This window comes from Cellulosimicrobium cellulans (genome assembly GCF_006539945.1).
In the GTDB taxonomy this organism is placed as follows: Bacteria; Actinomycetota; Actinomycetes; order Actinomycetales; family Cellulomonadaceae; genus Cellulosimicrobium; species Cellulosimicrobium cellulans.
In genome coordinates, this window is record NZ_BJNZ01000001.1 from 116788 (window position 1) to 130038 (window position 13251).

Sequence of the window (13251 nt, forward strand, 5' to 3'; positions counted from 1 at the left end):
TTGACAGAAGTCCAGCACAAAGCAGTGCACACGCTGCAACTCTCGTATGCCGCCACGGGTCCGACCGGTGACCATCCCCGCCGGTCGTTCGTGGCACCCGGACGACCGGTCTCGACCTCGTCGGTCCCGGTCCCGACCCTGAACCAGCCCTGACCCGACCCACCCGTGACGGTGGCGCGGCACCAGCACGGTCGCGCCCGCCGTCGGGCACCGCTGCTCGCGGGTGGACGAGCCCGCCCCGGCGGGAGAACGAGGACGTTCATGAGAACCCCCTGGAAGCACACGGTCGTGGCGGGCGCCGCCCTGGCGCTCGTCGCGCCGCTCGGCGTCGTCGCCGTGGCGCACGCCGCGGACGCCACCAACCTGGCGCTCGGCAAGCCGATCGCCGCGTCGTCGGTCACGCAGACGTACGTCGCGGGCAACGCGAACGACGGGAACACCGGCTCCTACTGGGAGGGCGCGGGCGGGCAGTACCCGTCGCACCTCACCGTCGACCTCGGGGCGGAGGCCGACGTCGACCGCGTCGTCGTCACGCTGCCCCCGCCCTCGGTGTGGTCGTCACGCACGCAGACGTTCAGCGTGCTCGGTCGCTCCGACGGCGAGTCGTCGTTCCGGACGCTCAAGGCGTCGGCGGCCTACGGGTTCGACCCCGCCAGCGGGAACACGGTCGAGATCCCCCTCGACGCCGAGGTCGACGAGGTGCGCCTCGCCTTCAGCGCCAACACCGGCGCGGGCAACGGCCAGGTGTCCGAGCTCCAGGTGTGGGGCACGCCCACGGGCGGCACGGACCCGACGGACCCGACGGACCCGACCGATCCGACGGACCCGACCGGCACCAACTACGCGAAGAGCCGCCCTGCGTCGGCCTCGTCGACCGAGTGGCAGTTCGTCGCCGCGAACGCGGTCGACGGCAGCGCGACCACCTACTGGGAGGGCGCGGGCGGGCAGTACCCGTCGACGCTCGACGTCGCGCTCGCCGCGCCCACGCAGCTCAGCAGCGTGCGCGTCCGGCTCAACCCCGACGCCGCGTGGGGGCCGCGCACGCAGACGTTCTCCGTGTGGGGCCGCACCGGCACGGGCGCCTGGCAGGAGCTCAAGGCGTCCGCCGGCCACGCGTTCGCGCCGGGCAGCGGCAACCTCGTCGACGTGCCCGTGACCGGCACCGCCACCGACGTGCGCCTGCGCTTCACCGGCAACACGGGCGCGGGCAACGGCCAGGTCGCCGAGCTCGAGGTCTACGGTGCCCCCGCACCCAACCCCAACCTCACCGTCACCGCGGTGACCGCGTCCCCGGCGTCGCCCACGGCGACCACCCCGGTGACGCTCACGGCGACGGTGAAGAACACGGGCGACCGCGCGTCGTCGGCCACGACGCTCGACGGGAGGCTCGGCGGGTCGACCGCGGGCTCGACCGCCGTCGCGGCGCTCCAGCCGGGAGCGAGCGCGCAGGTGCAGGTCGCGGCGGGCACGCGGCCCGCGGGCGAGTACACGGTCGGTGCGGTCGTGGACCCGGCGAACACCGTGGCCGAGCAGGACGAGACGGACAACGCGTTCACCGCGACGGCGACGCTCGTCGTCGGCGAGGCGCCCGGGCCGGACCTCGAGGTCGTCTCGGTGTCGTCGAACCCGGCCAACCCGGCCGTCGGCACGGCCGTGACGTTCTCGGTGGCGGTGCGCAACCGCGGCAACCAGCCGGTCGCGGCCGGGTCGGTGACGCGCGTCGTCGCCGGGTCCACCACGCTCAACGGCACGACGCCGGCCGTCCCCGCGGGCGCGACCGTCACCGTCACGCCGAGCGGCTCGTGGACCGCGACGAACGGCGGGGCCACCGTCACCGCGACGGCCGACGCGACCGGCGTCGTCGCCGAGACGAACGAGGGAAACAACACGGGCACGCTCGCCGTCACGGTGGGCCGGGGCGCCGCCGTCCCGTACACGACGTACGAGGCCGAGGACGGCCAGTACACGGGCACGCTGCTCCAGACCGACGCGCTGCGCACGTTCGGGCACACGAACTTCGCGACCGAGTCGTCGGGCCGCGAGTCCGTGCGCCTCACCAGCACGGGCCAGTACGTCCAGCTCACGTCGACGAACGCGACGAACTCGATCGTCGTGCGGAGCTCGATCCCCGACACCGCCGCTGGCGGTGGCCAGGAGAAGACGATCAGCCTCTACGCGGACGGCCAGTTCGTGCAGAAGCTCACGCTCTCGTCCAAGCACTCCTGGCTCTACGGCACGACCGACCAGCCCGAGGGCCTGGTCAACACGCCGGGCGGTGACGCCCGCCGCCTCTTCGACGAGTCGCACGCCCTGCTCGGCCGGTCCTTCCCGGCCGGGACGGTGTTCAAGCTCCAGCGCGACGCGGGCGACGACGCCGCGTTCTACGTCATCGACCTCGTCGAGCTCGAGCAGGTCGCGCCCCCGCTGAGCAAGCCGGCGCAGTGCACGTCCATCACCGAGTACGGGGCCGTGCCGAACGACGGGCTCGAGGACACCGCCGCCATCCAGGCCGCCGTCACCGCGAACCAGGACGGCGAGATCGACTGCGTGTGGATCCCGGCGGGCCAGTGGCGCCAGGAGAAGAAGATCCTCACCGACGACCCGCTCAACCGGGGGATGCACAACCAGGTCGGCATCAGCGACGTGACGATCCGCGGCGCGGGCATGTGGCACTCGCAGCTCTACAGCCTCATCCCGCCGCACCTCGCCCCGGGCGTCATCAACCACCCGCACGAGGGCAACTTCGGGTTCGACGTCGACGACAACACCCAGATCTCCGACCTCGCGATCTTCGGCTCCGGCACGATCCGCGGCAACAACGGCCAGGAGGAGGGCGGCGTCGGCCTCAACGGCCGGTTCGGCAAGAACACGAAGATCACCAACGTGTGGATCGAGCACGCGAACGTCGGCGTGTGGGTCGGTCGGGACTACTCGAACATCCCGGAGCTGTGGAACCCGGGCGACGGGCTGGTCTTCTCCGGCATGCGGATCCGCAACACCTACGCGGACGGCATCAACTTCAGCAACGGGACGCGCAACTCGACGGTGGTGAGCTCGACGTTCCGCAACACCGGCGACGACGCGCTCGCCGTCTGGGCCAACCAGTACGTCAAGGACCGGAACGTCGACATCGGGCACAGCAACACGTTCCGCAACAACACCGTGCAGCTCCCGTGGCGCGCCAACGGCATCGCGATCTACGGCGGCTACGACAACTCGATCGAGAACAACCTGATCTACGACACCATGAACTACCCCGGCATCATGCTGGCGACCGACCACGACCCCCTGCCGTTCTCGGGGACGACGCTCATCGCCAACAACGGGCTCTACCGCACCGGCGGGGCGTTCTGGAACGAGGACCAGGAGTTCGGCGCGATCACGATCTTCCCGCAGACGCACGACATCGTCGGCGTCACCATCCGCGACACGGACATCGTCGACTCCACCTATGACGGCATCCAGTTCAAGAACGGCGGCGGGACCATGCCGGACGTGAAGATCACGAACGTGCGGATCGAGAAGTCCAACAACGGCTCCGGCATCCTCGCGATGGCCGGCGCCCGCGGCAACGCGATCCTGTCGAACGTGACCGTCACGAGCTCGCGCGACGGCGACGTCGCGAAGGAGCCCGGCTCGCCGTTCGTCTTCACGGGCCAGTAACCCGAGGGTGCACCGGACACGGGGTTGGTGTCGTCATCCGGTCGGACGACGACACCGACCCCGTTCTCGACGGCGGGGGGCCGTGCTCGGCGCCGGACGGGTCGAGGTGCGCTCGTCGGGGGCCCGTGTTCGGATGGGGAGCGATGACTTCGCGATCGATGACGACACGAACAGTCCGCGCCGCAGCCTCGTCGCTGGCGGCAGTCCTCCTCCTCGGCGGCGTCCCTGCCGCCGCCGTCGCGGGCCCGGGGGGTGAGCCGACCCGCACCAGCGCAGCCGCGCCGTCGGCCCGCACGACCCCGGGGACGACGGCGGCAGGCCAGGTCGAGGCGCCCGTGCCGGACGTCGCGTGGGGTCCGTGCGAGGGCGACGGCCTCGACGCGTTCGAGTGCGCGAGCGTCGAGGTGCCCACGGACTACGACCGGCCGCAGGGCCGCACGACGACGATCGGCCTGACCCGCATGCCGGCCGCCGACCCGGCCCAGCGGGTCGGCAGCCTGTTCACCAACTTCGGCGGCCCCGGCGGGCCGGGCGTCGAGACGCTGCACGCGCTCGGCGGCACGCTGTTCGACGACGACGTGCTCGCCCGGTTCGACGTCGTCGGGTTCGACCCGCGCGCCGTGGGGACCTCCGATCCTGCGACGTGCTTCCGCGACGCCGAGCGCGAGAACGCGTTCCTCGCCGGGCTGCCGGCTTTCCCCGTCACGAGTCGCGAGGAGGTGCGCTTCCTCGGCCAGATGGCGACGTTCGGGGCGTCGTGCACGTTCTTCTCGGGCGACCGCATCGCCCATGCGTCGACGGCGAACGTCGCGCGCGACATGGACCTGCTGCGCCAGGCCGTGGGGGACGAGCAGCTCAGCTACGTCGGCTATTCGTACGGCACCGTGCTCGGCGCGACGTACGCCGTGCTGTTCCCCGACCGTGTCCGCGCGATGGTGCTCGACGGCACGATGGACGTCGACGCGTGGTCCGGGGTCGGGTCGCGCGAGCTCGTCGGGGCGCGCATCGGCCAGGCCGCGGGGGCGACGGAGACGTTCGACGAGTTCGCACGGCTGTGCGGAGAGGCCGGACCGGCGGGCTGCGCGTTGTCCTCGCTCGGCGACCCGGGCGAGGTGGTCGAGGCGACGTACGCCGCGCTGCGCGAGGCGCCGGTCGACGTGCCGATGCCGGACGGCACGTCCGTGCCGATCGGCTACCCGGACACCGTCGCGCTCGTCTTCCAGTACCTCTACGAGCCCGCCGCGTGGGGCGACCTGGACCTGACGCTCGCGTCGCTCGCCGTGCTGAGCGGCGCGGTCGAGCCGCCCCCCGCGCCGGCACAGCCGCGTGCGCTGGGCGCCGCGCCGTCGCTCGGCGAGCTGCTGCGGCGCGCCGGGTTCGCGGAGGACTACCCCTCCGTCGGCGGCGCGCTCGCGAGCCTGTGCGTCGACACGACGACGCCAGGCCGCCCGTGGGAGTACCCCGCCAAGGTCGACGCGCTCGACGCGCAGTACCCGCACTTCGGCCGCTTCCGCGGGTGGGTGGGCGTGCAGTGCGAGTTCGTCCCCGTCGCGGACCGCGACGCGTTCACCGGGCCGTGGGACCAGACGACGGACGCGCCCGTGCTCGTCGTCGGCACCCGGTTCGACCCGGCGACGCCCTACGGGTTCACGCAGCCGTACGCCGACCGCTGGCCGGACGCGCGCGTGCTCACGGTCGAGGGGTGGGGCCACACGATCATCGGCAAGAGCGCGTGCGCCGACGCCGCGGTCGCGCGCTACCTGGTGGGCCTCGACGCGACCGACGGTGCGACGTGCGCACAGGACGTCGTGCCGTTCCAGGGCCCGTCCGTGCCGCTCGGCGAGGCGATGCGCCTCCCGGTGACGTGACCTGACGCGCGACTCCTCGGCGGCGTCGTCGGACGCTGTCGAGGGGTCGCCCTCAGCGGGGCGGCAGCCGGTCGGCGACGGGCTCCGGGGGCACCGTGTCCTCCACGAAGCGGGGACGGCAGGCGAACCAGCCGCCGACCACCCCGGGGACGGCGGTCGCGGCGAGCACGAGGAGGGGGGCCGACCACGACCCGGTCGCCTCGCGCAGCAGGCCGAGGCCGATCGGGCCGAAGCACGCCAGCGCGTACCCAAGGCCCTGGACGAAGCCCGAGACGGCCGAGGCGGACTGCGGCGTCCGGGTCCGCCGGTTGATGAGGGTCATGCACAGGGGGAAGGTGCTCACCCCGATCCCCAGCGCGCACATCCACAGGACCGTCCCGTCGAGCGGGGACAGGAGCAGGCCGAGGTACCCGGCCACGAGGACGACGGCGCACACGACGACCACGACGAACGGGTTCGCCATCCGCGTGGCCAGGTGCGGGACGATCAGTGCGGCGACCATCCCCCAGGCGGAGTAGAGCGCGACCATGGTGCCGCCGAGCGCCGCGCTGCCGCCCGCGTCGGTGAGCACGGCCGGGACCCACGTGATGATCCCGTAGTTGGACCACGAGATCGCCGCGAACAGGACCACGAGGCCCCAGACCGTCGACGACCGGCCGATCCGCAGCCTCCCTCCGGTCCCTGCGGCCGCCGCAGGCGCGTGGTGGTCGGCGCGCCGCCGGGTCGCGAGGACGAGCCAGACGGCGGCGGCCAGCGCCGCGGGCCCGGCCCAGATCCCGACGGAGAACCGCCAGCTCGTCGCCTCGGCGACCGGGACGGCCAGGAGTGGGGCGACGAACTGCCCCGTCTGCATGAGAATCAGGTAGAGCGACGTCCACAGGGCGATCCGGTCGGGGAACCACGCCTTCACCAGGGGCACGATCACGACGTTCGCCGCCCCGATCCCGGCGAGGGCCAGCACGGTCGACGCGACGACCCAGGTGGTCGTGGGGGAGACGGCGCGCAGGACGAGCGAGAGCGCGGTCAGGGCGAGCGCGACCGTGGCCGTGCGCTCGAGCCCGAACCGGCGCGTCACCACCGGGGCGAGGAACCCGAAGAGGCCGAACGACACGGCGGGCACGGTGCCGAGCAGACCCGCGACGGCGACGCCGTAGCCGAGGTCCGCGCCGATGGTCTCCAGGAGCGGGGTGAACCCTGTGACGGCTGTCCGCAGGTTGAGCGCCGTCAGGGCGATGGCCAGCCCGGCCCACGCGAGCTGCTGGCCACGACGCACGGGGGTGCGCGAGGGGGAGAGGGTCGCCACGCTAAACTCCGGTATCAGATCGGCCGATGATGGGATCATGGGATGAATCACGAGCAGTCTGGCACGCGCGAGCCGATGCGTCGAGTGGGGCTCATCGACCAGGCGGCGGCCCGCTTCCGCGAGGAGGTGGTGTCCGGGCGCTGGCCGGTCGGGGAGCGCATCCCGACCGAGGCCGCCCTCGTGGCGGAGTTCGGCGTCGGGCGGAACACCGTCCGTGAGGCGCTCCAGTCGCTCGTGCACGCCGGTCTGCTGCGCCGCGAGCAGGGGCGCGGCACGTTCGTCATCTCGAGCTCCGAGCTGACCGGCACCCTCGAGCGTCAGCTCGCGGGCGGCAGCCGCCGCCACTACCTGGAGCTGCGCCTCGCCCTCGACAGCACCGCGGCGTCGCTCGCCGCCGCGAGCCGCACGGACGCGGACGTCGCGCAGCTGCGCGACCTGCGCGACCGCCGGGAGGCGGCGTGGTCCCACGACCCCGACGCGCGCGCGAGGGCGGACCTCGACCTGCACCGCGCGATCGTGGAGGCGACGCACAATCCCCTGTACGTGACGCTGTACTCGAGCATGCTCGACGTCTTCGCCGTCCACATGCGCGACGACGAGAGCGGGGACGAGGACGCGGCGCACCGCAGGCACCACGAGCTCGTGGAGGCGATCGCCGAGGGGGACGCCGACCGTGCTGCGGTGTCGGTGGCCGCCATCATGGACCCGTTCCTGCGCTGAGGCGCGGCGCGGCAGCCGAGCCCGCGGTCAGTCCAGGCAGAACTCGTTGCCCTCGACGTCCTGCATGACGATGCACGACTCGTTCTCCTCGTCCGCGACCATCACGCGCACGCACGTCGCGCCGAGGGCGACGAGCCGGTCGCGCTCGGCCTCGAGCGTGGCGAGGCGCTCGGCGCCGACGAGCCCGGTGCCGACGCGCACGTCGAGGTGCACCCGGTTCTTCACGACCTTGCCCTCGGGGACGCGCTGGAAGTACAGGCGCGGCCCGACCCCGCCGGGGTCGCTGCACGCGAACCAGGTGTCGCGCTGCTCGGGCGGGAGCGCGGCGTTCGCGTCGTCCCACGTCGCGAAGCCGTCCGGGGGCGACGGCGGGACGTAGCCCAGCACCTCGCACCAGAAGCGGGCGACGCGCTCCGGCTGCGCGCAGTCGAACGTGACCTGGACCTGCCTGACCGTCGTCGTCATCCCGTCACCCTAGGCGCGCAGGTGCTCCTGGTCGGAGGGCATCTCCGACCCCGGCGCGCCTGTCACCGGCGCGTCCGTCACTGCCGCTTCCGGCGCCGGCGCGGTCGGCGTCGCGGGGAACGTGCGTCGCGCCACGAGCGCCACGACGAGCGCGACGGCGACGATCCCCGCCCCGACGAACGGGACGACGTCGAGCCCGGAGCGGGCGAGGACGAGTGCGCCGAGCGCGGCGCCCCCGCCGATGCCGACGTTCGACGTCGCGTTGACGAGCGCGCCCGTGAGGTCCGGCGACGCGCCGTGCGCGCGGATCGCGGCCGCCTGGAACACCGGCGCGACGGCGCCGAACCCCGCGCTCCACACCCCGATCGCGACGAGCACCCCGACGGTCCCGGGGAACGCGAGCCCGACCGCGAGCATGCCCGCCACGACGGCGACGAGCGTCACGACCGTCGTCCGCCGCGGCCGGTGGTCGAGGCGCGCGGCGGCGAACGCCGTCCCGACGAGGCCGAGCGCCCCGAGCACGAGGAGCGCCGGGCCGAGCGCCGACTCCCGGAGGCCCGCGCCCAGGAGCAGGAGCGACACGAAGGTGTAGACCGTGTACTGGCCCAGGTACGTGAGGGCATTCGTGGTCGTGGCCACCGCGAGCGCGGAGCGTCGGCTCGCGCTCGACGCGTCCGACGGCGGAGCCCCGCCCCCCCGGCACGGGAGGCAGCAGGAACGCGATGAGCACGGTGGCCAGCGCGCACGCGCCCGCGAGCACGCCGAACGCGGGACGCCAGCCGATCGCGGTGCCGAGCGTCGTCGTCAGCGGCACGCCGAGCACGAACCCGACGGCCGCGCCCGCGGTGACGAGCGACAGCGCGCGCCCCGTGAGGTGCGGCAGCACGAGCCGTGACGCATACCCGATGCTCACCGAGAAGAACACCGCGTGCGACGCGCCTCCCAGCGCCCGCGCCGCCGCGACGACGGCGAACGTCGGAGCGACGGCGACGAGCACATTGCTCACGGTGTAGAGCCCGAGCGTCGTCAGGAGCAGGCCCTTGCGCGGGAGCCGGGCCGTCCCGAGCGTGAGGGGCACGGCGAGCGCCGCGACCATGACCGCGTACGCCGTGACGAGCAGCCCGGCGACGGACTCCGTGACGTCCAGGTCCACGCTGAGGAGCGGCAGGAGGCCGACGGGCACCAGCTCGGTCGTGATGGCGACGAACGTCGCGAGGCCCAGGGCGACGATGCCGCCCATGGCCTCGCGGACGGTGCCCGGCCGGAAGGGTACGGTCATGCGTCCGTCTCGACCTGGAGCGTCGTGCGAGGGTTCTCCAGGCCCTCGACCATGACGATGGTGCACGCCGTGACCCGGCCCTTCCACCGGACCGCGGCCTCGAGCTCGGTGACCGCCACCGTGTGCCCGACGGGCAGGGGTGCGGGGTGGTCGAGGGTGACGGTGCGCAGCATGCGTCCACCCTAGGAGCCCGACCTGCCGGACGTCCCCGGAGAGGCTGCCGCGCGGCCGTGACATCCTGACGCCGTGCGCGTCGAACCGGTGACCGAGGACGTCCTCGTGGACCGGGTCGTGGACCTCGTCCTCGGGTTCCGGCGCCGCGACCGGGCAGCGGGGCCCGACGGCGCGGTGCGGCTCCTCGTCGACGGCCACCCGTCCACACGGCCCGAGGCGCTCGCGGACCTGCTGGTCGCGCCCCTGCGGGCTGCCGGCCGACCGGTCGCGCGGGTGCGCGTGCAGGACTTCTGGCGCCCCGCGTCGCTGCGGCTCGAGCACGGCCGCGAAAACCCGGACGCGCTGCTCGACGCGTGGATCGACGTGGCGGGCCTCAACCGCGAGGTGCTCGACGCCGTCGGCCCGGGCGGGTCCGGGCGCTACGTGCCGAGCCTGCGCGATCCCGCGACCAGCCGGTCGACGCGCGCGGCGTACGTCGCCGCGGAGCCGGGGCTCGTCGTCGTGCTCGACGGCGCGCTGGCCCTCGGTCGCGGGCTCGCCGTCGACCTCGCCGTGCACCTGGCGCTGCGCGCGCCGACGCTCGCGCGCCGCACCTCGGCAGAGGACGCCTGGACGCTCGCCGCGTACGCGCGCTACGAGCGGGAGGTGCGCCCCGACGAGGTGGCCGACGTCGTCGCGCGGGTCGACGACGCGCGGCACCCCGCGCTCGTCGTGCGCTGACACCCCGCGTGAGGACCGCGCGCTCACGACCGTCCGCAGGGTGGCGCGCGCTCAGCGCGGCAGGTGCGCCTCGACGAGGTCGATGATCGCCGGGTCGTCGGGCAGGGTGCGGGGGCGGAAGCGGTGCACCTCGCCGCCGGGCACGACGACGAACTTCTCGAAGTTCCAGGTGACCCGGCCGGCCTTGCCCTCGGCGTCCTCGGCCTTCTTCAGCTCCTGGTAGAGCGGGTGGGCGTGGCGCCCGTTGACGCGGACGCGGTCGACCACGGGGAACGTCACGCCGTACGTCAGTGAGCAGAACTCCTGGATCGCCTCGTTGGTGCCGAGCTCCTGGAGGAACTGGTTGCTCGGGAACCCGATGACGGTGAACCCACGGTCGCGGTACTTCTCCTGCATCGCCTCGAGCGTCGCGTACTGCGGCGCGAGGCCGCACCGCGACGCGACGTTCACGACGAGCACGACGTCGTCCGCGTGCTCGCGCAGGGTGTGCGTCGTCCCGTCCATGGCGTCGAACGGGATGTCGTACAGGCTCATGCGGGACTCTCCTGACGGTCGGGCGGGGGTGCTTCGCCTCCCATCCTGCACCCGACGGCGCCCGAGATGTGAAGATCTCGGGTCGAGGTCGCGCCCGCGGTCGCCGCGCACCACCCGGCCCGTCAGACTCGCGGCATGGCCACTCCCGACCTGGACGACTCCCGCACGGACGGCACGTCGCGCCTCGGGAGCGCGGTCGTCGGCGTGGTCGTGGGGCTCGTGATCTTCGCGTGCGTGGGCGTCGTGGGGTACTTCCTGTTCGTGGGGGTCGCCATGGAGCGGTGGGCCCAGTCGTACGACTCGTCCGAGCCCGAGGTCACCGTGACGGCCGAGGACACGACCGCCGTCGAGCAGGAGACCGGGCTCGACGCGTCCAACGAGGCGTACCGGCAGCGGATGGGCACGCCCGAGGACCACGCCGAGGCGGCGCTCTCCGTGCCCGCGGTCGAGGCCGCCCTGGAGCCGCTCGCCGACGGGTCCGCCGTCACGGGTGACGAGGTCCGGGACACGCTCGTCGCGGCAGGGTTCGAGAACGTGCAGGTCGTGGACAGGAACGCCTCCGGCGACGTCGTACCGGCCGTCGGTGTGGGGGTCGCGGTCCCCGGCGGCTGCGTGTACGGGGCGGTCGCGCCCGACGCCGTGACGCTCGACGCCGGGGGACCGATCGCCGACGGCGGGTGCCTGGAGATGCCGTCGCACTGACCTCCTCGCCGGTGCCGCCGTGAGACCGGCCGGCGCGTCCGAGATCGACTCTCGGTGGGTCGATCTCGCGACCTGCGGGTCGACCTGGGTACGGTCAGCGGGGCGGGCGACGGCGCCCGCGCAGGTGACGGAAGGTGAGACATGCGGATCGAGGGCACGGTCGCCCTGGTGACGGGAGGGGCCTCGGGCCTCGGGCGCGCGACGGCGGAGGGCCTGGTCGCGGCGGGAGCCCGGGTGGTCCTCGCGGACCTCGCGTCGTCCGACGGCGTCGCGGTCGCCGACGCGCTCGGTGACGCCGCGCGGTTCGTCCCCACGGACGTGACGAGCGAGGACGACGTCGCGCGGGCGCTCGACGCGGCGGATGCCCTCGGCGGGGTGCGTGTCGTCGTGAGCTGCGCCGGGATCGTGCTCGCGCAGCGCGTGCTCGGGAAGTCCGGCGTGCACGCCCTGGACGTGTTCCGGCGCGTCGTGGACGTCAACCTCGTCGGGACGTTCAACGTCGTCCGCCTCGCGGCGGAGCGCATGCTCGCCCTCGACCCGGTGGGGCCGAGCGGGTCCGACGGGGAGGACTCTGCCGGGGAGGAGCGCGGCGTCGTCGTGCAGACCGCGTCGGTCGCGGCGTTCGACGGGCAGGTCGGCCAGGCCGCCTACGCGGCCTCCAAGGCGGGCGTCGCGGGCCTCACGCTGCCCCTCGCGCGCGACCTCGCGCAGCACCGGATCCGCGTCATGACGATCGCGCCGGGCATCTTCCGCACGCCGATGATGGCGTCGCTGCCCGAGGCGGCGCAGGAGTCCCTCGGCGCGCAGGTGCCGCACCCGAGCAGGCTCGGCCGCCCGGAGGAGTACGCGCACCTCGTGCGCGCGATCGTCGAGAACCCGATGCTCAACGGCGAGGTGATCCGCCTCGACGGCGCGATCCGCATGGCGCCGCGCTGAGCGCACGGATCACGGGCGCGCCGCGGCGCGGACCGCAGGACCGCGGGCGACCGCCCGGACGAGAGGAGGAGGACGATGCCGCCGTACCCGACGGCGACCGACTTCCGCGCCGACCTGCTCGCGCGCGCGACCGCGGCCCAGCGCCGCGCCTACACGCGGTACTTCCCCGGGGACGACACGCTCGCCGGCGTGCGCATGGGCGACGTCTTCACGCTCGCGAAGGGCGCGCTCGACATGCCGGTGGACCAGATCGAGCTGCTGCTCGAGGACCGCGTGCACGAGGTCCGCGCGGGGGGTTGCTCGATCATGGGGAAGTCCGCCACGGCTCGCCGCGTGACCGTCGAGCGGCACGCGGAGCTCGTCGAGCTCTTCCTGCGCCGCCACGACCGGATCGACACGTGGGACCTCGTGGACCTCACCGCGTACCAGGTGCTCGGGTCGTGGCTCCTCGACCGGCCGCGCGACGTCCTCGACAGCCTCGCCCGGGCGCCGGACTGGCCGCGCCGGCGTACGGCCATCGTCGCCACGGCTGCCTTCCTGCGCCGCGGTCAGGTCGACGACACGTTCCGGCTCTCCGAGGTCCTCGTCGACGACCCCGAGCCCTACGTGCAGAAGGGCGTGGGCTGGATGCTGCGCCACGCGGGCGACGTCGAGCCCGAGCGGCTGCGCGCGTTCCTCGAGGTCCACGCCGCGACCATGCCGCGCGACGTGCTGCGGGCCGCGGTGGAGAAGCTGCCGCCCGCGGAGCGCAAGGAGTGGCTCGGGCGCTGATCCCGGCCGGCACGGCCGGGTCGGGCCGCGGGTCTGGCGACGGCGTATCGTGGTCGCACGCGGAGGCGCCACGACGAGGTGGCGAGAATCTCCAGGGTTCCGTTTCTCCGTGAAAA

12 protein-coding genes and 1 pseudogene are annotated in these 13251 nt (G+C 73.7%); 7 read left to right on the top strand and 6 right to left on the bottom strand.

Features of this window, described 5'->3' with window-relative positions; all coding sequences use genetic code 11:
- Nucleotides 1-261: 261 nt before the first annotated feature.
- Nucleotides 262-3663: a CARDB domain-containing protein gene (locus CCE02nite_RS00495; RefSeq protein ID WP_255318547.1), complete on the top strand. Its 3402-nt coding sequence runs from the start codon at nucleotides 262-264 to the stop codon at nucleotides 3661-3663.
- Between the two features lie 158 nt (nucleotides 3664-3821).
- On the top strand, nucleotides 3822-5531 hold the full coding sequence (locus tag CCE02nite_RS00500; RefSeq protein WP_170227156.1) for an alpha/beta hydrolase: 1710 nt from the start codon (nucleotides 3822-3824) through the stop codon (nucleotides 5529-5531).
- A gap of 52 nt (nucleotides 5532-5583) precedes the next feature.
- On the opposite strand, the gene CCE02nite_RS00505 is transcribed toward CCE02nite_RS00500, so the two are convergent.
- Nucleotides 5584-6834 carry an MFS transporter gene (locus CCE02nite_RS00505; protein ID WP_170227157.1) on the bottom strand — a complete coding sequence of 417 codons (1251 nt, stop codon included), beginning with the start codon at nucleotides 6832-6834 and terminating at the stop codon, nucleotides 5584-5586.
- A gap of 42 nt (nucleotides 6835-6876) precedes the next feature.
- Here CCE02nite_RS00505 and CCE02nite_RS00510 point away from each other — a divergent pair, with 42 nt between their 5' ends.
- Complete coding sequence (locus CCE02nite_RS00510; RefSeq protein ID WP_141387147.1) at nucleotides 6877-7554, top strand: FadR/GntR family transcriptional regulator; 678 nt, start codon at nucleotides 6877-6879, stop codon at nucleotides 7552-7554.
- 27 nt (nucleotides 7555-7581) lie between these two features.
- Here the strand turns inward: CCE02nite_RS00510 and CCE02nite_RS00515 are convergent, their stop codons facing one another.
- From CCE02nite_RS00515 to CCE02nite_RS20845, 4 genes and pseudogenes are all read right to left on the bottom strand, one after another.
- Nucleotides 7582-8019 (bottom strand): VOC family protein, encoded by a 438-nt coding sequence (locus CCE02nite_RS00515; protein WP_141387149.1) that lies wholly within the window; start codon nucleotides 8017-8019, stop codon nucleotides 7582-7584.
- A 9-nt stretch (nucleotides 8020-8028) separates the two neighbouring features.
- Nucleotides 8029-8658 carry an MFS transporter gene (locus CCE02nite_RS20835; RefSeq protein ID WP_255318548.1) on the bottom strand — a complete coding sequence of 210 codons (630 nt, stop codon included), beginning with the start codon at nucleotides 8656-8658 and terminating at the stop codon, nucleotides 8029-8031.
- A gap of 91 nt (nucleotides 8659-8749) precedes the next feature.
- Nucleotides 8750-9298 (bottom strand): annotated as a pseudogene (locus CCE02nite_RS21255) (MFS transporter); the annotation flags it as partial.
- Nucleotides 9295-9471, bottom strand: a complete 177-nt coding sequence (locus CCE02nite_RS20845) for a hypothetical protein (protein ID WP_170227158.1) — start codon at nucleotides 9469-9471, stop codon at nucleotides 9295-9297. The gene CCE02nite_RS20845 and the pseudogene CCE02nite_RS21255, both read right to left, overlap by 4 nt.
- A gap of 73 nt (nucleotides 9472-9544) precedes the next feature.
- Here CCE02nite_RS20845 and CCE02nite_RS00525 point away from each other — a divergent pair, with 73 nt between their 5' ends.
- Nucleotides 9545-10192 carry a nucleoside/nucleotide kinase family protein gene (locus CCE02nite_RS00525; protein ID WP_141387151.1) on the top strand — a complete coding sequence of 216 codons (648 nt, stop codon included), beginning with the start codon at nucleotides 9545-9547 and terminating at the stop codon, nucleotides 10190-10192.
- Between the two features lie 51 nt (nucleotides 10193-10243).
- On the opposite strand, the gene CCE02nite_RS00530 is transcribed toward CCE02nite_RS00525, so the two are convergent.
- Nucleotides 10244-10726: a glutathione peroxidase gene (locus tag CCE02nite_RS00530; RefSeq protein ID WP_141387164.1), complete on the bottom strand. Its 483-nt coding sequence runs from the start codon at nucleotides 10724-10726 to the stop codon at nucleotides 10244-10246.
- A 135-nt stretch (nucleotides 10727-10861) separates the two neighbouring features.
- Here CCE02nite_RS00530 and CCE02nite_RS00535 point away from each other — a divergent pair, with 135 nt between their 5' ends.
- The 3 genes from CCE02nite_RS00535 (at nucleotide 10862) to CCE02nite_RS00545 (ending at nucleotide 13135) form a co-directional block, all read left to right on the top strand.
- Nucleotides 10862-11428 (top strand): DUF6993 domain-containing protein, encoded by a 567-nt coding sequence (locus tag CCE02nite_RS00535; protein WP_141387166.1) that lies wholly within the window; start codon nucleotides 10862-10864, stop codon nucleotides 11426-11428.
- A 141-nt stretch (nucleotides 11429-11569) separates the two neighbouring features.
- Nucleotides 11570-12364, top strand: coding sequence for an SDR family NAD(P)-dependent oxidoreductase (locus CCE02nite_RS00540; RefSeq protein WP_141387168.1), 795 nt, complete (start codon nucleotides 11570-11572; stop codon nucleotides 12362-12364).
- Between the two features lie 75 nt (nucleotides 12365-12439).
- The gene (locus CCE02nite_RS00545) at nucleotides 12440-13135 is read left to right on the top strand and encodes a DNA alkylation repair protein (RefSeq protein ID WP_141387170.1); all 696 of its coding nucleotides are present in this window, start codon (nucleotides 12440-12442) and stop codon (nucleotides 13133-13135) included.
- Nucleotides 13136-13251 lie beyond the last annotated feature (116 nt).

Coding starts and splice junctions, on each gene's coding strand:
- CCE02nite_RS00495 (WP_255318547.1), top strand. CDS start 262: ATGAGAACCCCCTGGAAGCACACGGTCGTGGCGGGCGCCGCCCTGGCG.
- CCE02nite_RS20845 (WP_170227158.1), bottom strand. CDS start 9,471: ATGCTGCGCACCGTCACCCTCGACCACCCCGCACCCCTGCCCGTCGGG.
- CCE02nite_RS00530 (WP_141387164.1), bottom strand. CDS start 10,726: ATGAGCCTGTACGACATCCCGTTCGACGCCATGGACGGGACGACGCAC.
- CCE02nite_RS00545 (WP_141387170.1), top strand. CDS start 12,440: ATGCCGCCGTACCCGACGGCGACCGACTTCCGCGCCGACCTGCTCGCG.
- CCE02nite_RS00540 (WP_141387168.1), top strand. CDS start 11,570: ATGCGGATCGAGGGCACGGTCGCCCTGGTGACGGGAGGGGCCTCGGGC.
- CCE02nite_RS00535 (WP_141387166.1), top strand. CDS start 10,862: ATGGCCACTCCCGACCTGGACGACTCCCGCACGGACGGCACGTCGCGC.
- CCE02nite_RS00515 (WP_141387149.1), bottom strand. CDS start 8,019: ATGACGACGACGGTCAGGCAGGTCCAGGTCACGTTCGACTGCGCGCAG.
- CCE02nite_RS00500 (WP_170227156.1), top strand. CDS start 3,822: ATGACGACACGAACAGTCCGCGCCGCAGCCTCGTCGCTGGCGGCAGTC.
- CCE02nite_RS00510 (WP_141387147.1), top strand. CDS start 6,877: ATGAATCACGAGCAGTCTGGCACGCGCGAGCCGATGCGTCGAGTGGGG.